The 17,152-nt window shown below is 74.0% G+C and carries 22 protein-coding genes; 13 read left to right on the forward strand and 9 right to left on the reverse strand.

Annotated features, from left to right (window positions below; all coding sequences use genetic code 11):
• Positions 1–29 precede the first annotated feature (29 nt).
• Together O7599_RS20755 and O7599_RS20760 are read left to right on the forward strand one after the other, a co-directional pair.
• Positions 30–629: a hypothetical protein gene (locus O7599_RS20755; protein WP_281617096.1), complete on the forward strand. Its 600-nt coding sequence runs from the start codon at positions 30–32 to the stop codon at positions 627–629.
• Positions 630–682: 53 nt separating this feature from the next.
• On the forward strand, positions 683–1,546 hold the full coding sequence (locus O7599_RS20760; protein ID WP_281617097.1) for a GNAT family N-acetyltransferase: 864 nt from the start codon (positions 683–685) through the stop codon (positions 1,544–1,546).
• On the opposite strand, the gene O7599_RS20765 is transcribed toward O7599_RS20760, so the two are convergent.
• Positions 1,547–2,143, reverse strand: coding sequence for a TetR family transcriptional regulator (locus O7599_RS20765; RefSeq protein ID WP_281617098.1), 597 nt, complete (start codon positions 2,141–2,143; stop codon positions 1,547–1,549).
• A 97-nt stretch (positions 2,144–2,240) separates the two neighbouring features.
• Between O7599_RS20765 and O7599_RS20770 the strand changes: the two genes are divergently transcribed.
• Complete coding sequence (locus tag O7599_RS20770; RefSeq protein WP_281617099.1) at positions 2,241–3,173, forward strand: zinc-binding dehydrogenase; 933 nt, start codon at positions 2,241–2,243, stop codon at positions 3,171–3,173.
• Positions 3,174–3,202: 29 nt separating this feature from the next.
• Here the strand turns inward: O7599_RS20770 and O7599_RS20775 are convergent, their stop codons facing one another.
• Positions 3,203–3,805, reverse strand: a complete 603-nt coding sequence (locus O7599_RS20775) for a TetR/AcrR family transcriptional regulator (protein ID WP_281617100.1) — start codon at positions 3,803–3,805, stop codon at positions 3,203–3,205.
• 69 nt (positions 3,806–3,874) lie between these two features.
• Here O7599_RS20775 and O7599_RS20780 point away from each other — a divergent pair, with 69 nt between their 5' ends.
• Complete coding sequence (locus tag O7599_RS20780) at positions 3,875–4,777, forward strand: aminoglycoside phosphotransferase family protein (protein WP_281623458.1); 903 nt, start codon at positions 3,875–3,877, stop codon at positions 4,775–4,777.
• 115 nt (positions 4,778–4,892) lie between these two features.
• On the forward strand, positions 4,893–6,149 hold the full coding sequence (locus tag O7599_RS20785; RefSeq protein WP_348652630.1) for an MFS transporter: 1,257 nt from the start codon (positions 4,893–4,895) through the stop codon (positions 6,147–6,149).
• 87 nt (positions 6,150–6,236) lie between these two features.
• On the opposite strand, the gene O7599_RS20790 is transcribed toward O7599_RS20785, so the two are convergent.
• Positions 6,237–6,653: a MarR family transcriptional regulator gene (locus O7599_RS20790; protein ID WP_281623459.1), complete on the reverse strand. Its 417-nt coding sequence runs from the start codon at positions 6,651–6,653 to the stop codon at positions 6,237–6,239.
• Positions 6,654–6,746: 93 nt separating this feature from the next.
• Here O7599_RS20790 and O7599_RS20795 point away from each other — a divergent pair, with 93 nt between their 5' ends.
• On the forward strand, positions 6,747–8,216 hold the full coding sequence (locus O7599_RS20795; RefSeq protein WP_281617102.1) for an MFS transporter: 1,470 nt from the start codon (positions 6,747–6,749) through the stop codon (positions 8,214–8,216).
• A gap of 96 nt (positions 8,217–8,312) precedes the next feature.
• Here the strand turns inward: O7599_RS20795 and O7599_RS20800 are convergent, their stop codons facing one another.
• The 3 genes from O7599_RS20800 to O7599_RS20810 are packed head-to-tail and all read right to left on the reverse strand — an operon-like array spanning position 8,313 to position 9,909.
• A complete protein-coding gene (locus O7599_RS20800; protein WP_281617103.1) occupies positions 8,313–8,762 on the reverse strand; it encodes a PIN domain-containing protein in 450 nt (149 codons plus the stop codon).
• Positions 8,759–9,007 carry a type II toxin-antitoxin system prevent-host-death family antitoxin gene (locus tag O7599_RS20805; RefSeq protein WP_281617104.1) on the reverse strand — a complete coding sequence of 83 codons (249 nt, stop codon included), beginning with the start codon at positions 9,005–9,007 and terminating at the stop codon, positions 8,759–8,761. The genes O7599_RS20800 and O7599_RS20805 overlap by 4 nt, the downstream gene beginning before the upstream one ends.
• Before the next feature lie 5 nt (positions 9,008–9,012).
• Entirely contained in the window at positions 9,013–9,909 is an 897-nt protein-coding gene (locus O7599_RS20810) for a LysR family transcriptional regulator (RefSeq protein ID WP_281617105.1), read from the reverse strand.
• Between the two features lie 80 nt (positions 9,910–9,989).
• On the opposite strand from O7599_RS20810, the gene O7599_RS20815 reads away from it, so the two are divergent.
• The 3 genes from O7599_RS20815 to O7599_RS20825 are packed head-to-tail and all read left to right on the forward strand — an operon-like array spanning position 9,990 to position 12,801.
• On the forward strand, positions 9,990–11,381 hold the full coding sequence (locus tag O7599_RS20815) for an MFS transporter (RefSeq protein WP_281617106.1): 1,392 nt from the start codon (positions 9,990–9,992) through the stop codon (positions 11,379–11,381).
• Positions 11,381–12,028 carry an NAD(P)H-binding protein gene (locus tag O7599_RS20820; protein ID WP_281617107.1) on the forward strand — a complete coding sequence of 216 codons (648 nt, stop codon included), beginning with the start codon at positions 11,381–11,383 and terminating at the stop codon, positions 12,026–12,028. Before O7599_RS20815 ends, O7599_RS20820 begins: the two co-directional genes overlap by 1 nt.
• A 44-nt stretch (positions 12,029–12,072) precedes the next feature.
• A complete protein-coding gene (locus tag O7599_RS20825) occupies positions 12,073–12,801 on the forward strand; it encodes an SDR family oxidoreductase (protein ID WP_281617108.1) in 729 nt (242 codons plus the stop codon).
• Between the two features lie 7 nt (positions 12,802–12,808).
• Here O7599_RS20825 and O7599_RS20830 read toward each other — a convergent pair whose 3' ends face one another.
• Both O7599_RS20830 and O7599_RS20835 read right to left on the reverse strand, forming a co-directional pair.
• A complete protein-coding gene (locus tag O7599_RS20830; RefSeq protein WP_281617109.1) occupies positions 12,809–13,549 on the reverse strand; it encodes a Clp protease N-terminal domain-containing protein in 741 nt (246 codons plus the stop codon).
• A 33-nt stretch (positions 13,550–13,582) separates the two neighbouring features.
• A complete protein-coding gene (locus O7599_RS20835; protein ID WP_281617110.1) occupies positions 13,583–14,341 on the reverse strand; it encodes a metallophosphoesterase in 759 nt (252 codons plus the stop codon).
• A 119-nt stretch (positions 14,342–14,460) separates the two neighbouring features.
• On the opposite strand from O7599_RS20835, the gene O7599_RS20840 reads away from it, so the two are divergent.
• From O7599_RS20840 to O7599_RS20855, 4 genes are all read left to right on the forward strand, one after another.
• Positions 14,461–14,970 carry a MarR family transcriptional regulator gene (locus O7599_RS20840; protein WP_281617111.1) on the forward strand — a complete coding sequence of 170 codons (510 nt, stop codon included), beginning with the start codon at positions 14,461–14,463 and terminating at the stop codon, positions 14,968–14,970.
• A gap of 26 nt (positions 14,971–14,996) precedes the next feature.
• Entirely contained in the window at positions 14,997–15,758 is a 762-nt protein-coding gene (locus tag O7599_RS20845; RefSeq protein ID WP_281617112.1) for a class I SAM-dependent methyltransferase, read from the forward strand.
• Positions 15,759–15,958: 200 nt separating this feature from the next.
• Entirely contained in the window at positions 15,959–16,243 is a 285-nt protein-coding gene (locus O7599_RS20850; RefSeq protein WP_281617113.1) for a hypothetical protein, read from the forward strand.
• A 48-nt stretch (positions 16,244–16,291) separates the two neighbouring features.
• Entirely contained in the window at positions 16,292–16,486 is a 195-nt protein-coding gene (locus O7599_RS20855) for a hypothetical protein (RefSeq protein WP_348652556.1), read from the forward strand.
• A gap of 39 nt (positions 16,487–16,525) precedes the next feature.
• On the opposite strand, the gene kdpC is transcribed toward O7599_RS20855, so the two are convergent.
• Entirely contained in the window at positions 16,526–17,137 is a 612-nt protein-coding gene (gene kdpC / locus O7599_RS20860) for a potassium-transporting ATPase subunit KdpC (protein WP_281617114.1), read from the reverse strand.
• Positions 17,138–17,152: the final 15 nt, after the last annotated feature.

The raw sequence follows: 17,152 nt of genomic DNA on the forward strand, positions 1-17,152 counted from the left end.
TGCTGGAGCGGCTGCTCTACTATTGCGGCATGGACACCCAGACTCTCCAGGCGCAGCAGAAGCTCCTCGTGCGGCAGCGCGCGCGCCTGATGGTGAACCAGTACGAGGTCTTCGCCGCCGCCCCCGACGGCTCGGAAGGTGAGCTGCTGGCGTTCGCGCAGCAGAAGCGGATGGCGTTCAAGGAGCAGGTGACGCTCTACGCGGACACGGAGAAGCAGCACGTCTTCGCCGGCTTCAAGGCCCGCAAGGCGCTGGACGTCGGCACGACGTACGACGTCACGGACGCGGCCGGCGCGGCGCTTGGCACGTTCCGCAAGGACTTCAAGCGCTCCCTGACCCGCTCCACCTGGCACCTCGACCAGCCCGGCACCCAGACGGCGACGGGCACCGAGCGCAGCAGGAACGTGGCCTGGTTCCGCCGGTTGTGGAACCTGATCCCGATCGTGAACGACCTGCCGTTCGCGATCCCGTACCACTTCGACTTCACGGTGGCCGGGAAGCCGGCGTTCTCGGTGACGAAGAAGTTCTCGCTGCACGACCGCTACGTGGTCGACATCGCGGACCCGGCCCTGGACCGCCGCCTGGTCGTCGCCCAGGCGGTGGCGCTGGACGCCCTCCAGTCCCGCTGAGGGGCGGCCGAATTCGGGTGCGTACGGGCCGGGGGCCGGTGTGCAATCGGGGGATGGGGATCAGGTGCGGTACGCCGCGGGCCGGCGAACTCGACGGCGTCGTCCGGGTGCTGGGCGCGTGGCAGGACGACACTGGGCCCGTGCAACTGCACCCCGGTGACCTCGGGTGGTTCTGGCGGTTCGGCGCGGAGCGTACGGCGGCGGCCGTACGGACATGGCGCCGCGCGGGGGAGGTGCTGGCGGTCGGGCTGCTGGACGGGGCGGAGTTGCTGCGGCTGGCGGTCGCGCCGGGGGCGCTCGGAGACGGCGAGCTGGCGCGGCGGATGGCCGCGGACGTGGCCACGCCGGAGCGCGGGGTGCTGCCCGCGGGCGAGGTGTACGTGGCCGCACCGCCCGGCGCGCTCGCGGAGGAGCTGCTGACGCGCGGCGGCTGGGAGACCGCCGAGCCCTGGACGCCGCTGCGCCGCGACCTCGGCGGGCCCGTACCCGATCCCGGCGTGCACGTCGAGGTGGTCGGGCCCGGGTCGGCGGCCGAGCGGGCCGCGGTCCAGCGGTCGGCGTTCGGCAGGTCCACGTTCACCCGCGCACGCTGGCACACGATGGCGGCGGCCCCGCCGTACGCCGACGCCCGCTGCCTGCTCGCCCGCGACGACCGGGGGGCGCCGGTGGCCGCGGTGACCGTGTGGTCGGCGGGCGAAGGCAGGCCGGGGATGATCGAGCCGATGGGCGTCCACGCGGACCACCGCGGCCACGGCTACGGCCGGGCGATCACCCTCGCCGCGGCCCGTACGCTCCGGGAGCTGGGCTCCTCCAGCGTCGTCGTGGACACGGCCGCCGCGAACACCGCCGCCGTCGCCACGTACGAGTCGGCCGGACTCCGGCGGCTGCCGGACATGCCGGACCTGCGGCGGGGCTGACTAGACCTCGATGCCCATGCTGCGGTGCATGGTGGCGAAGGTGTGCCGCACGCACCCCGGCAGTTCCCCGGGGGAGCAGTCGGGCAGCCACTCGTCCAGCGCACACCGCCATGCGGCCACGCAGCACTCGACGAGCAGCCGCGTCTCCAGGCCGTCCGGGGCGCCGAGCCGGCGGGTGATCTCCGCCTGGATCTCGGCACAGTGCCGCAGGGAGTGCCCGTTCAGGGACGGCGACTGCTCGATCAGTCTCAGGGTGGCCGCGAAACGCGGGTACCAGTCCTCGTCCATGCGGTCGAGGGTGGTCAGCATCGCGTCCCGGAACACGTCGGTCAGCCGTCCGGACTTCTCCGTCTCCTCCAGGGCCGGCACGTAGGCGCTCCAGAGCTCTTTGACGGCCGTGAGCGTCACGTCCTCCTTGGAACGGAAGTTGCGGAAGAAGGTCCGCCTCGACACCTCCACCGCCTCAAGGAGCGCATCGAGCGGCGTGCCGTCGAAGCCCCGCTCGGTGAACAGCGAGACGGCCGTTTCGGCCAGGGCCTGGCGGGTGCGCAGCTTCTTGCGGTCACGCAACGAGGCGGGCTGCCGGACGGTCGTCATCCGCCCCAGCGTAGCGGAAACGCCCCCTTCGCGCATGTGCTTCAATTGAGCAAACGCCACAGTGTGGCACTTTACTGGAGAGGAGACGGGCATACCCATGCGCGCACTTGTTGTGGACCACGGCGCGGAAACGCACCTCTCGCTGGTCGAGGTGGCCGATCCCGTACCCGCACCGGGCGAGGCCCTGGTGCGGATCGAGGCGGTCTCGCTGAACTTCGGCGAGGTCAAGGGCGCCGCCGACCCGAAGACTCCGGACGGCGCGGTGATCGGCTGGGACGCGGCGGGCGTCGTGGTCAGGGCGGCGGCCGACGGATCGGGGCCGGCCGAGGGGGCCCGCGTGGTCACCCTGGGCGAGGCGGGCTGGGCGGAACTTCGCGCGGTCCCGGCCCACCTGCTCGGCGTGGTGCCGGTGGACGCCGACCTCGGCGACGTCAGCACCGTCCCGGTCGCCGGGCTGAGCGCCCTGCACGTGCTGCGCCGCCTGGGCCCGCTCCTCGGCCGCCGGGTGATGATCACCGGCGCCTCCGGCGGGGTCGGCCGCTACGCGGTGCAGCTCGCCGCCCGTGCGGGGGCGGAGGTCGTGGCGATCAGCCGGAATCCCGCCGAGGCGGACTCGCTGCGCTCGCTGGGCGCGCACGAGGTCCGCACCGATCCGGCCGCGGTGGACCGGCCCGTACACGGGGTGCTGGACAACGTCGGCGGCCGGCAGCTCGTGGACGCCTTCGCCGCTCTCCGGCCCCACGGCGTGCTGGTGAGCGTGGGCCGCTCGTCCGAGGCCGACACGGTGCTGTCACCCGAGGCGTTGCGGGGCGACCAAGGCCGGCACGAGCGGTCGATCCGCACGTTCTACCTCTTCGGCGATCCGGTCGCGGACTTCTCCACCGACCTGGCCTGGCTGGCCGCCGAGGTCGCCGCGGGCCGCCTCGACCCGGGAGTCCGGTGGCGTGGCCCGTGGACCCGCTACGGCGAAGCGGTGCAGGCCCTGCTGGGCCGCCGCCTGCACGGCAAGGCGGTACTGGACGTCGGCTGACGTAGAGGAAGAGCCGCCCCGGAGCCGCCCTACCCCGTCCGTATCGGGCCGCCGGTGAGCCAGGCCGTCACCTCGCGCAGCTCCGCCGCGTGGGCCTGCGGGTCGTAGCCGTCGTCCGTGGCCGCGAGGTAGGCGGCGTCGATGACGGTGACGAGCCAGCGGGCCGCCCGCGCCGGGGGGAACGCGGGGTGGCGGCCCTGGGCTGCCAGGCGGTGCAGGAGGGTGGTCAGGGCCGCCAGGGTCCGGGCCTCGTCGTCGCCCAGCAGGGCGGCGAACGTCGCGTCGCGGTTCGCCTGGAGCAGCGCCGCGGCGGCCAGGCCCGGGGTCAGGGGGTCGGCGAGGTCCGCGGCCAGGCGGTCGAAGAGGAGGGCGAAGCCCTCCGCGGGGTCGTCCACGGCCAGGGCGCGGTCGCGGATCTCGGCGGTACGGGCCAGGTCGTCGGCGAAGAGGGCGTGGAAGATCGCCTTCTTGGTGGGGAAGTAGTGGAAGAGCGTCCCCGAGCCGATGCCCGCCCTGCGGCAGATGCGCGCCGTCGACGTGCCGTCGACGCCGTTCGCCGCGAACTCCTCGGCCGCCGCGGCGAGGATGCGGGCCCGCTTGCGGGCGTGCTGCTCGGGGTTGACGGTACGCATCACCGCCGAATATACGGTGTGGGGCGCGGGGGTGATCGGCGTAGGGTCGCGCCCATGTCTGCTGCCCGGATGCACGCCGACGAGGCCGAGATAGACGCCGGCCTCGTACGGCGCCTGCTCGCCGCCCAGTTCCCGCGGTGGGCCGCGCTGCCCCTCGAACGGGTCGCCTCCGGCGGCACCGTCAACGCCGTCTTCAGGCTGGGCGACGAGCTGGCCGTGCGGATGCCCCTGACCGCCGCCGGCGCCAAGGACGTGGATCTGGAGTACGCCCATCTGCCCCGGCTCGCCCCCCGCCTGCCGCTGCCCGTGCCCGAGCCGGTCGCCATGGGGGAGCCGGGCGAGGGCTACCCCTGGCCCTGGACCGTCTGCCGCTGGCTCCCCGGCACGATCCTGCCGCCCGACGCCGGCGTCGCCGCCCCCGGACCGCTCGCCGGCCAACTCGCCGGCTTCGTCACCGCCATGCGCGCCACCGACCCGGCCGGCGGCCCGCCCTCGTACCGCAGCGAGACCCTCGCCGACCGCGACGCCGGCACCCGCGCCGCCCTCGCGCAGCTCCGCGCCGACGACGGCGTGGACGTGCCCGCCGTGACCGCCGCCTGGGAGGCCGCCCTGCGCGCGCCCGCGTACACCGGGCCGCCGGTGTGGCTGCACGGCGACCTGTCCCCCGGGAACATCCTGCTCAACGGCGACGGCCGCCTCGGCGGCGTCATCGACTTCGGCTGCATGGGCCTCGGCGAACCCGCCGTCGACCTGATCGCCGCTTGGAACCTCTTCACCGGCCCCGCGCGCGAGGCGTTCCGGGCCGCCGTGGCGGACGGGCGCGGCGGCGCCGACGAGGAGGCGGCGTGGGCGCGCGGGCGCGGCTGGGCGCTGTCGATCTCGCTGATCCAGTTGCCGTACTACCGGCACACCAACCCGGTCATGGTGGCCAGCTCGAAGTTCGTCATCGACGAGGTGCTGGCGGATGGGTAGGGTGGCCGGCATGACCCGTCGACATTGATGCGTGCGTGCCGGCCGTCCCGAGCGGCGGCTGGCGGCCTGCTTCTACGCGTACTCCTTCCTGGACGACTTCGTCCTGCTCTACCCCGTGTACGCGCTGCTCTTCGCCGACCATGGGCTGTCGCTGTGGCAGGTCTCCTCCCTCTTCGTCGTCTGGTCGCTGTCGTCCGTCCTCCTCGAAGTCCCCTCCGGGGCCTGGGCCGACGCGTTCTCCCGCAAGGTGCTGCTGTGCGCCGGCCCGCTGCTGACGGCCGCCGGGTTCGCGCTGTGGGTGCTGGCGCCGTCGTACGGGGCGTTCGCGGCGGGGTTCGTGCTGTGGGGCGCGAAGGGCGCGTTCACGTCGGGGGCGCTGGAGGCGCTGGTCTACGAGGAGTTGGGCCGGGCGGGCGCGGCGGACCGGTACGCGCGCACGCTGGGGCGGGCGCGGGCGGCGGGCACGGTGGGCGTGATGGCGTCGATGGCGGCGGCGGCACCGGTGTTCGCGGCGGGCGGGTACGCGGCGGTGGGGGCGGCGAGCGTGGCGGCGTGCCTGCTGGGGGCGGCGGTGGCGACGCGGTTTCCGGAGCACCGGGGGGCGGGCGGGGGCGGGGGTGCCGGCGACGCTGATGCCGGTGATCCGACCGGGTCGGGTCATCCCGCCGAGTCCGCCGAGTCCGCCGAGTCCGCCGAGTCCGCCGGGTCCGTGGAGTCCGTGGAGTCCGTGGAGTCCGTTGATCCTGCCGAGGCCGACGGGCTCGGCTGGGCCGGCACCCTCCGGGCCGGGCTCGCCGAACTCCGCGCCGATCCCTCCGTCCGCGGCGCCGTCCTCCTCGTCCCCGCCGTCTTCGCCGTCTGGGGCTCCCTCGACGAGTACACCCCCTACCTCGTCCGCGAGTCCGGCGTCGCCGACCCCGCCGTCCCGCTGTACCTGCTGCTCGTCTGGGCCGGCGCCGCCGCCGGCGGGCTGCTGGCCGGGCGGGTCGAGGAGCGGGGGCGGGCCGGGCGGACGCCGGCCGGGGTGCTCGCCGCTCTGCTCGCCGGGGCGGCGGTGGCGCTGGCCGCGGGCGGGCTGCTGGGGACGGTCGCGGGGATCGCGCTGGTGGGCGTCGCGTTCGGCGGGTTCCAGGTGGCGACCGTGCTCGCGGAGGCCCGGCTCCAGGAGCGGATCACCGGCCCCGCCCGGGCGACCCTGACCTCGCTGGCCGGCGTCGGTACGGACCTGGGGACGATCGCGGTCTACGGCGCGTACGGCCTGCTCGGCTCGGCGGCCGGGCTCGGGCACGGCGTCGCGTTCGCGGTGTGCGCGCTGCCGTACCTGGTGGTCGCACCGTTGCTGCTGCGCGGCCGGCGGCGCAGCGGAACGTAGTGCCGGTGCACAGGCGCGGCGGAGGTCGGGGGGCGAGTCGCCCTGCCTGGTGGGTGAGTTGGGCCCGGGGCCGGCGCGCGGGGCGCGTCAGCGGGCGGCCGGCTCCTCCGTGCCCGTCGCCGTGCCGGGCAGTGCCTCCGCCAGCACCTCGCGGTGCGTCGGCCTGGCGTCCTCGTACAGCCGCCGGCCCTTCTCCGTCAGGAGTACGAAGACTCCCCGCCGGTCCACGTCGCACATCGCCCGCTGCACCAGCCCCGCGCGCTCCAGCCGGGCCGTCAGCCGCGACGTCGCGCTCTGGCTCAGGTGCGCCGCTTCGGCCAGCTCGGCGGCGCGGCACTTCTCGTGGTCGCAGGTCGCCAGGCCCTCCAGCGCCTCGAACTCGCTGACGCCGATGCCGTGCCTGCTCTGCAGCTCGCGCTCCAGCGCGCCCCACACCGCCGCGTGACAGGCCAGGAGGCCGTGCCAGCGGTCCACCAGGGCGCGTTCGGCGCCGACGTCGCTCACGCTCACGTAGGCCAAAGTAACATGCGCGTGAACCTAATGCTACTTCATTAAATGCGTTGGCATTAGATGTCTCTGCATGTAGTGTCGTCCCCCATGAGCTCTTCCGCACCACATCTGTCCACGACCTCGACCAAGTGGGACGCCCGCCTCTGGGGCATCCTGCTGACGGTCTCCCTCGTGGTCGGCCTCGACGCTCTCGACGTGTCGATGGTGGGGGTCGCCCTCCCCTCCATCCAGGCCGACCTCGGGCTGTCCACGAGCACCCTCCAGTGGGTCGTCAGCGGGTACGTCCTCACCTACGGCGGTCTGCTCCTCCTCGGCGGCCGCACCGCCGACCTCCTCGGCCGCCGGCGGGTGTTCCTCGTCGCCGTCGCGGTGTTCGCCGTCACCTCGCTCCTCGGCGGGCTGGTCGACGACGGCGGGCTGCTGATCGCGACCCGGCTGCTGAAGGGCGCCGCCGCGGCGTTCACGGCACCCGCGGCCCTCTCCATCATCACCACGACCTTCGCCGAGGGCCCGGCCCGCAACAAGGCGCTCGGGATCTTCGCCGTCTTCGGCGCCAGCGGCTACAGCGCGGGCCTCGTCTTCTCCGGCCTGCTGACCGAGGTCGGCTGGCGCTGGACGTTCTTCCTGCCGTTCCCCGTCGCCCTGATCGCGCTCGTCGCGGCCTTCCGCGTGCTGCCGAAGGAGGGCCGGCCGGAGCGTACCGGCGGCTACGACTTCCCCGGCGCGGTGACCGGCGTCGGCGCGATGCTGCTGCTCGTCTACACCGTCGTCGAGGCGCCCGAGGTGGGCTGGGGCGCGTCCCGTACGCTCCTGCAGTTCGCCGCGGCCGCCGTGCTGCTGGCCGCGTTCCTCGTCATCGAGCGCCGCAGCAGCCACCCGCTGATCCGGCTGGGCATCCTGCGCTCCGGCCCGCTGGCCCGCGCGAACCTCGGCGCCGCGGTGTTCTTCGGCGGCTATCTGGGCTTCCAGTTCCTGGTCATGCAGTACCTGCAGTCCGTGCTGGGCTGGTCCGCGATGGAGACGGCGCTCGGCTTCCTGCCGGCGGCGCTGATCGTCGCGTTCGGCTCGCCGCGGATGGAGCCGCTGATCGAGCGGTTCGGCACCACGGTCACCATCGCGGCCGGCGTGGTGGCGCACCTGCTGGCGTACGTGCTGTTCCTCGCCCTCGACCGGGACGCGCCGTACCTGGTCGGCACGCTGCCGAGCATGGTGCTGCTGGGCCTCGGCTTCATGCTGGCCTTCGCGTCCTTCAACATCCAGGCCACGGCGGGCATCCCGGACCACGAGCAGGGGCTCGCGGGCGGCCTGCTGAACACCTCGCTGCAGGTCGGCGGGGCGATCGGGCTGGCCGTCGTGACGGCGGTGCTCACCGCCAACGCGGAGGGCGAGACCGGCTCGCGGGCGCTGCTCAACGGCTTCGACCCGGCGCTGTACGTGGTCGCGGGCATGGCGCTGCTCGGCCTCGTCATCGCCCTCGCGGGCATCCGCGGCCGGCGCCCCGCGGCGCCGGAGCCGAAGCCGGTGGCGGACCGCGAGTTCGTCTACGCGGCGGACTGACCTCTCGGACCCACACACCACGGGGAACCGGGGGACGAGCGGACCCGGGCCGGCCAGGCCCGGGTCCGCTCGTGTGCCGGAACTGCTGGCGCGGGCTCACATGTCGTCGGGGAAGAGCCGGTACGCCCCATGCGCCGTCAGCGGGCGGAGCGTGCGGAAGTGCTTGCGGTCGAGAGTGAGCAGCACGTCGGTGCGGAACTCGGCGGCCAGCGCGGCGTTCATCGCGTCGGTGAGGCCGATGTCCGGGTATCTGCGCATGACCGCGCGGGCCGCGGCCAGGTGCGGCTCCGTCTCCGGGATCTCGAAGCGCCGTACGGCGACCTTCTCCAGGACGTAGTCCAGCGCCCGCTGGGCGGGGTCGGCCCCCAGGGCGGTGGTCAGCATGTAGTCCAGCTCGGCGAGGACCATGGGGGAGACGACCGCGTGGCTGACGACGGCCATGGCGGCCCGGCAGCCTGCGTGTTCGGGCTCCTTGCGGTCGAAGAACGCCAGCAGCGCCGACGTGTCGACGACGGCGACCGGCGCCGCGGTGGGGATCCCGGTCACCGGCCGAACCCCTCCATGTACTCGTCCGTACGCGCAACCAGGTCGCCCGGGCCGTCGAAGACGGGCGCCGTCGGGTCCTCGCCCATCGCGTCCAGTGGGTACGCGGGCAGCGGGTCCTGGTCGGCCGGGATGACGGTCGCGACGTGCCGCCCGTTCTTGAAGACTCTTATGGTCCTGCCGCTTTCGGCCGCCGCAAGGATATGTGAGGACCGCTGGTTGAACTCGCGCGCCGTGGTGGTATCCATGGCCGTCATGTTACTACATGTACTACACCGTCCGGGTCCACCCCCAGGCTGTGGAGGAACGCCGCCGCCGCGGGTGACGGGCGGGTGCGGGGCCAGATGAGGCGTTCCTCGCGGGTCGGGCCGTGCGCGATGCGGACCGTGGCCAGGCCCGGGAGGCGGGGGGCGAAGGTGCCGGGGAGGAGGGCCACGCCCAGGCCCGCGCGGACCAGATCCGCCATGAAGTCCATCGACGACACCTCGAAGCCCACCGTCCGCCGCAGCCCCGCCGCCGCGAACGCCTCCTCCGACTGCGCCCGCGCCGCCGTGCCCGCCGCGAAGTCGACGAACGTCTCCTCCGCCAGCCGCGCCAGGTCCGTCTCCCCCGCGTCCGCCAGTGGGTGGTCCGGCGGGACGACGGCCAGGTGCCGGTCCCGTACGAGGATCCGCTCGCGGACCCTCGCGGTCCGGAAGCCCGCCGGCACGCCGAGCAGCGCCAGGTCGTACGTGCCCTCCGCCACCGCCCGCACCAGGTCCTCGCTCGCGCCGACCGCCAGCCTGATCCGCACCTGCGGGTACGCGGCGTGGAACTCCCGCAGCGCCGCGGGCAGGTCCACCGCCGCCACCGTCGGGATCGTCCCGATCGCGAGCCGCCCGCGCACCTCCCCCGTCGCCGCCGCGACCTCCGCGCGGGCCCGCTCCGCCGCCGCGAGGGTCGCGCGGGCGGCGGGCAGGAACGCCTCGCCCGCGCGGGTGAGGCGCACCTTCCGGCTCGTACGGTCGAACAGCCGGGCGCCCAGCTCCCGTTCGAGCTTGCCGATCTGATGGCTCAGCGCCGACTGGACGACGTGGCAGCGCTCGGCGGCCCGGGTGAACCCGCCGGTGTCCGCGACGGCGACGACGTAGCGCAGTTGCTGCAGCTCCATGCGATCCATCGTGATACGAGATGGATCAGATGACAACTATGTGTTGGACTCATCGATGGCGCTGGGCGGAGTCTGGGTGCATGACAACGGACTCGGTACCCCGGCAGGAGCCCGCCGCCCTCGGCCGCGGACTGCTGCTGCTCATGGCGACCGCCACCGGTCTGTCCGTGGCGGGCAACTACTTCGCCCAGCCCCTCCTCGACCTCATCGGCCGCGACCTGCACGTGGGCAGCACCCTGGCCGCGCTCGTCGTCACCGCCGCGCAGACCGGGTACGCGCTGGGCCTCATCCTCCTCGTCCCCCTCGGCGACGTGACCGACCGGCGGCGGCTGTCGGTGGCGCTGTTCGTCGCCACCGCCGCGTTCCTCGCGCTCACCGCCGCGGCCCCCAACGGGCCGGTGCTGCTCGCCGGTACGGTCCTCACCGCGCTGGCGTCCGTCGGCGCGCAGGTCGTCGTGCCGTACGCGGCCGGGCTCGCGGCGCCGGAGGAGCGCGGGCGGGTCGTCGGCGTCGTGATGTCCGGCATCCTGCTCGGCGGGCTGCTGGCCCGTACGGCCTCAGGGGCGCTGTCGGAACTCGGCGGCTGGCGCACGATCTACTGGGTCAACGCCCTGCTCATGGCCGGCATGGCGGTTCTCCTCCACCGCCACCTGCCGCGCCTGCCGGCGGCCCCGGGCACGGGCATGTCGTACCCGGCGCTGCTGCGCTCCACGGTGGCGCTGCTGCGCGAGGAGCCGGTGCTGCGGCGGCGGTCGGTGCTCGGGGCGCTGTCGCTGGCCTCGTACAGCGTGCAGTTGACGGCGCTGACGTTCCTGCTGGCCCGGCCGCCGTACGGCTGGTCGGAGTCGGCGATCGGGCTGTTCGGGCTGCTGGGGGCGGTGGGCGTGGTGACGATGACGTTCGCGGGCCGGCTCAACGACCGCGGTCACGTGCAGGCGGTGACCGGCGCGGGCGTGGTGCTGCTGACCGGCTCGTGGGTGGTGCTCGGCGTGGCGGGCGGGTCGCTGCCGTGGCTCGTCGTGGGGATCGTCGGGCTGAACGCCGCGCAGCAGGCGGTGCTGATCAGCAACCAGGCCGTCGTGTACGCCCTCCGCCCCGAGGCCCGCAACCGCATCAACTCCGCCTTCATGACCAGCTTCTTCGCGGGCGGGGCGGTCGGCTCGGCGCTGACGTCCGTGGTGTGGGCGCGGGGCGGGTGGCCGGCGGTGTCGGCGCTGGGCGCGGTGCTGGCGGGCGGGACGGTGGTGCTGTGGCTGGCGGAGCTGGTGGGGGCGGCGCGTCGGGCCCGGGGCTCCGGGCAGGGGACCGCCCCGGGCGCGCCGCGGTCGGATCACGGCCCTGCGCCCTTGTCGGCCCCAGCCCCGGACCAGGACCCGGACCCGGACCCTGCGTCGCCGGCCGCCGCGCAGCGTGCGCCGTACGGTGCCGGCACGACTGCCTCCCCTCCCGCACGGCAGGGGAGCGCCGCCTGATGCGTATGCGTGTCACCGTCTTCGGCGCCACCGGCCAGATCGGCAGCCGCATCGCCGCCGAGGCCCGCGCCCGCGGCCACGAGGTCACCGCCGTCGTACGCACCCCCCGGCGGCCCGGCGCCCTGCCCCCCGGCGTCAGCGTCCGCACCGGCGACGCGGCCGACGCGGCCGCCGTCGCGGCGCTCGGCGCCGGGCAGGACCTGATCGTCGGCGCCACCCGCCCGGCGCCCGGCGCCGAGGACCAACTGCCCGCGATGGCGCGGGGCCTGCTCGCCGGGGCGGCGGCGTCGGGGGTGCGCCTGATGCTGGTCGGCGGGTCCGCCACGCTCACGCTGCCGGGCAGCGGCGGCGTCGCGGTGATGGACGGCCCGGACTTCCCGGCGGAGTGGCTGCCCATCGCCCGCGCCTGCGCCGTCCAGTTGGCGGTCTGCCGGGCGGCGGGGCCGGACGCGGACTGGACGTACGCCAGCCCGCCGCACCTGATCCTGCCGGGCGAGCGCACCGGCCGGTACCGGCTGGGCGCGGACGAACTGGTCGTCGACGACGCGGGCGAGTCGTCGATCTCCATGGAGGACTTCGCGGTGGCGCTCCTGGACGAGGCGGAGCAGCCGAAGCACCACCGCACGCGCTTCACGGTGGGCTACTGAGAAGATCGGCATGCCCGACCCACGAAGCAGGAGCGTGCGTGCCCATGAGACTCGACGACCACCGCGTGGTCATCACCGCCGCCGGCCGTGACTTCGGCCGTACCCTCGCCCTCCGGCTCGCGGACCTCGGCGCCGAGGTCTTCCTCTCCGCCCGGGACCTGGCCGCCGCCGAGCGGGTCCGCGACGAGATCCGCGAGCGGGGGCAGCGGCACGTGCACGCCTTCTCCTGCGACTTGACGGACCCCGCCGCGATCCGGGAGTTCGCCGCCGGCGTCGGCCGTCACACCGACCGTGTCGACGTGCTGATCAACAACGGCTCCCGCTACCTCGAAGGACCGGACCTCGTCTCCGCCTCCGACGCCGACATCGTCGACACCGTCGCGTCCGGCGCCACCGGCACCCTCCTGACCGTGAAGAACTTCCTCCCCCTGCTGCTCAACTCGGCAAGGCCGGACGTGGTGACCATGGTCTCCGCCTGCGGCACGGCCGGGCACCACCGCTCGGACGCGCACGACGCCTTCTACGCGGCCAAGAGCGCCCAGGCGGGGTTCGCCGAGATCCTCTCCAAGCGCCTGCGGCCCCGGGGAGTCCGGGTGATCTCCCTCTACCCGCCGGACTTCGACAACCCCGATCCGCTCGCGGAGGAATGGGAGACCACACCGCGCGGGGCGCAGGACGCACTGACCGCGCAGTCACTCGTGGAGTGCGTCCTCTTTGCGGTCTCCCAGCCCAGGGACTGCTTCATCAAGGCGTTCCACTTCGAGCAGGTATGACGGGCGCCTAAGCGCCCCCGCCCTGCTGAAGCGGCGCCAGCGCCGCGGCGATGTGCGCCTCCGTCGCCGCGCGGTCGACGCCGAGCCGGGACAGCACGCCGTCGCCGTTCTCCTGCTCCAGCAGCGCCAGCAGGATGTGCTCCGTACCGATGTAGTTGTGGCCCAGCCGCAGCGCCTCGCGGAACGTCAGCTCCAGCGCCTTCTTCCCCTCCGCGTTGTACGGGATCAGGTCCGGGACCGTGCCCTCCGCCGGCGACGGCAGCGCCGCCGCGGCCTCCTGCCGCACGGTGTCGAGCAGGATGTCCTGCGCGGTGATCGCCGCCGCGCCGACGGCGGTCGGCTCGGCGAGCAGCCCGAGGACGAGGTGGGCGGGGCCGATCTCGGTGTTGCCCGCGGCGTGGGCCTCGCTCTGGGAGGCCATCACCACGTTCTTGGCGCGGGGGGTGAAGCGGGCGAAGCCCTCGCTCGGGTCGAGGGTGAGACCGCCCTCCGAGCCCTTGGTCACGAACCGCTTCTGGGCCGCCTGGCGGGTGACGCCCATGCTCTTGCCGATGTCCGTCCAGGAGGCGCCGGAGCGGCGCGCCTGGTCGACGAAGTGGCCGATGAGGTGGTCGGCCACCTCGCCGAGGTGGTCCGCGGCGACGACGGCGTCGGTGAGCTGGTCGAGGACGTCGGTGTGGACCTTCTTGATCGCCTCGATCAGGTCGTCGAGGCGTACGGGATTCGTCGTGCGTTCCGGTTCCGTCATGCTGACAACCGTAGGTTGACACTCGACCTTGCGTCAACCTTCGGTTGACATCACCCGGTAGTGGGTGGTCAGCCGGTGGTCCTCGTCCAGCACGTGGAACGCCAGGGCCGGCGGCTGGTCGAGATGGACGTGGTGGTCGGCGTGCGCGCGCCGCTCCCAGGGCAGCCGGACGGTGTTGACGACCCCGGGCGCGACGAGCAGCGGTCGCCCGGCGAAGGTGGTGGCCGCGGCGGTGTGCGCGTGCCCGGCGAGGAAGGCGGTGATCCGGGGATGCCGCCCGGCAAGCTCCGCGAGCCGCGCCTCGTCGAACTGCCGGATCCCGTCGACGTACGGCACGTGCAGCGCCACCGGCGGATGATGGAACGCGACGAGCACCGCATCCCCCTCCGGCGCCCGCCCCGCCTCCTCCTCCAGCCACGCCAGCGTCCCGTCCCCGAGCCACCCCTCCGGCTTCCCGGGCACCGACGAGTCACACGCGAGCACCGTGAACCCGGCCCCCCGGTACACCTGGTCGACGGGGTCCGCGGAATCCGCCTCCCCGAGCAGCCCGCGCCGGAAGGCGGCACGGTCGTCGTGGTTGCCGGGGCAGACCAGGACCGGATGCCGCAGGTCGAGCAGCCGCCGCGCGGCGGCGTACTCCTCGTCCGTCCCGTGGTCGGCGACGTCACCGGTGACGAGGACGAGGTCCAGGTCGTACGGCAGGCCCTCCAGGTAGTCGGCCACCGCGCGGGTGCGGCGGACGCTGCGGTCGTCGTCGATGTGGATGTCGCTGACATGCGCGATCACGGCCATTGCGTATCCCCTCCGCCGCAGACGCTACGGTCCGGCCGGCGCGGCGGTGAACGGCCAGTTCGGCCCCGGTGGCCTCGGCGTGGTGTTACTTGCTTCGCCAAGCAAATAGACTCCGCCGCGTGAGCCACGTGATGCCCGAGCCCCGAAGTCCCCGAGAGCCGCGTCCCGCCGACGATGCGCAGGACGACCGGTGGTGCATGGCCGTCCGGCTGCTCGGGCGGGTGGAAAAGGAGTTGGACAGGGCCCTGCAGCACGAGCACGGCCTGCCGCTGTCGGAGTACCGGGCCCTGTGCGCGCTGAGCCGCACGGACGGCGGTTCCGCCCTGCGGATGGGGGAGTTGGCCGATCGGATCGGGCTCAAGGACAGCACGGTGACCCGGCTGGTCGGCCGGCTGGAGGACCGCGGGCTCGTGGCGCGGTCGTCCGGGGCCGGCGACGGGCGGACGGTCACCACGGGCATCACGCCGGCGGGCGCGCGGCGCTACGCGGCGGCGACGCCGACCTACCGGGCCGCCCTCGGGGACGCCCTGGAGGGCGCCCGGGCGAACGTGTACCTCCGCGACCTCGCCGCCTGGGTGCTCACGGGCGAGTCGGCCGTACGCGACGGGGACGCGCCCTCCCCCACCTGATCGATCCGTTCCACGAAAGGACCCGCATGGCCACCGCTGCCGACCACTACGACAGCCTCCTCGCCGAGCACTACACCTGGATGCTCGGCGGCGACGTCGGGGAAGCGGCGGCGGCGCAGGCCGACCTCTTCCGCGAGCTGGGGCTGGCGGCTCCGGCGCAGGAGGAAGCCGCCGTGGACCTCGGCTGCGGCCCGGGCCCGCAGACGCTCGCCCTGGCCTCGCTCGGGTTCGCCTCCGTGACCGCGGTGGACACCAGCGCCCGCCTCCTGGAGGAGCTGACGGAGCTGGCCGGGCGCTCCGGTCACGGCCGGGCCGTCCGCACCGTGCACCGGGACATCCGCGGGGCCCTGCCCCGGCTCGCCTCCCCCGGCTCCCTCGCCGTCGTCGCGTGCATGGGCGACACGCTCCCGCACCTGCCCGCCCGGCGGGACGTGCGGGAGCTGATCGCGGACGCCGCCGAGGCGCTGCGCCCCGGCGGGAGCTTCGTGGCCACCTACCGGGACCTCACCCGCGAACTCCACGGTCCGGAGCGGTTCATCCCGGTCCGCGCCACCGGCGACCGGATCCTCACCTGCTTCCTCGACTACCGGGACGAGGACACCGTCCTGGTCCACGACCTGGTCCACACCCGCCGCGCCGACGGCTGGGAACTGAACACCGGCAGCTACCCCAAGCTGCGCCTGTCCCCCCGGTGGCTCACCGACCAGTGCCGCGCGGCCGGCCTCGACGTACGGCACCACGCGGTCCACGCCCGCGGCCTGCACCTCCTGCACGCCGCCAAGCCGTGACCCGGTCCGACCCGGGTCCCCGGGGCCCGGGCCGTTTCCCGAAGGCCGCCGCCTGCTCCGGCGGAGAAGAGGGGCCGTAACTCGCGGTAACCCGCCCGCCGAACCGGGGCAATTCGCCCACCGGGGTCGAGTTTCGCCCCGCGGCGTGCACGTGCCGGACAGGCGGTGGCGACAGGCTGAGGGCGGCCTATAGTAGGGCTATGGCTACGACGACGATTCAGGTCCCCCGGGAGGTCCGCGATCACTTGGCGGAGCTCGCCAAGGAGCGGGGGGTGAGCCTGGGGCAGCTTGTCGAAGCCCTCGCCGCTGAGCAGCCGACGGCGGCACAGCGGGCTGAGCGCCTGGCAGCCGATCGCGAGGTCGCCCGCCGTCTGATCGGCATCGACCTGAGCGACGAGGAGTTCGACGAGGCACCCGACGTCCTCGGCAACATCTACAAGATGGCCGCCGAGAAGGCCCGAGCCGCGCGGGGCGCCGCCGCTTGATCATCCTCGACACCGGCGCGGTGCCCTCTCGTCGACCCGCTCGACACCATGGCCGCCGCCTCGGTCGGCACGATGATCCGCGACGGCTACGGCGCCTCCGACACCTGCCACGCGCTGTACTGCGCCCTGCCCCGCGCCGAGTTCACCGGCATGTCGATCCTGCTGACCGCGGGCGAGGGTCACTACCCGCCGGGCGTGGTCACCGTCGACATCGACTCGCCCGGCATGCTCGGCTTCCCCTGACGGGCGGCCCGGGGGAGTGAAGGCCGGGCCCGCCGTGGGTCAGCGGTTCGCCAGCTCGTCCAACGCCAGGTTCAGTTCCAGGACGTTGACCCGTTCGTTGCCCAGGAAGCCCAGGTCGCGGCCCTCCTTGTGGGCGTTCACCAAGTCCTCGACCTGGGGCTCGGACAGGCCGTTCTCCTTCGCCACCCGGTCGATCTGGAGCTCCGCGTACGCCGGGGAGATGTGCGGGTCGATCGCCGAGCCCGAGCCGGTCACCGCGTCCTTCGGGACGTCCCCGACCGGCACGTCGTTGAAGGCCGCGACCTGCTGCCGTGCCTCCTTCACGGACTTCAGCAGGGTCGGGTCGGAGGCGCCGAGCTGGGAGGAGCCGGTGGTCAGCGGGTCGTAGGCGCTGTTGGAGGGGCGGGGCTGGAACCAGTGGGGGTCCGGTTTGTCCGTGCCCTCCAGGTTCCAGCTCTGGCCGATGAGCTTCGAGCCGACCGTACGGCCCTCGTGCTCGGCCTTCGAGCCGTTGGCCTTGTCGGAGAACGCGCCCTGCGCGATCCCCGTGACCACCAGCGGGTAGATCACGCCGGTGACCACGGTGAGGACGAGCAGCGCGCGCAGCGCGCTGACGAGCAGGCGGGCGGTGGAGCGTGCGGAAGTGTTCATGTGTTCTCGGCCTCC

The sequence above is a fragment of the Streptomyces sp. WMMC500 genome (assembly GCF_027497195.1).
In the GTDB taxonomy this organism is placed as follows: domain Bacteria; phylum Actinomycetota; class Actinomycetes; order Streptomycetales; family Streptomycetaceae; genus Streptomyces.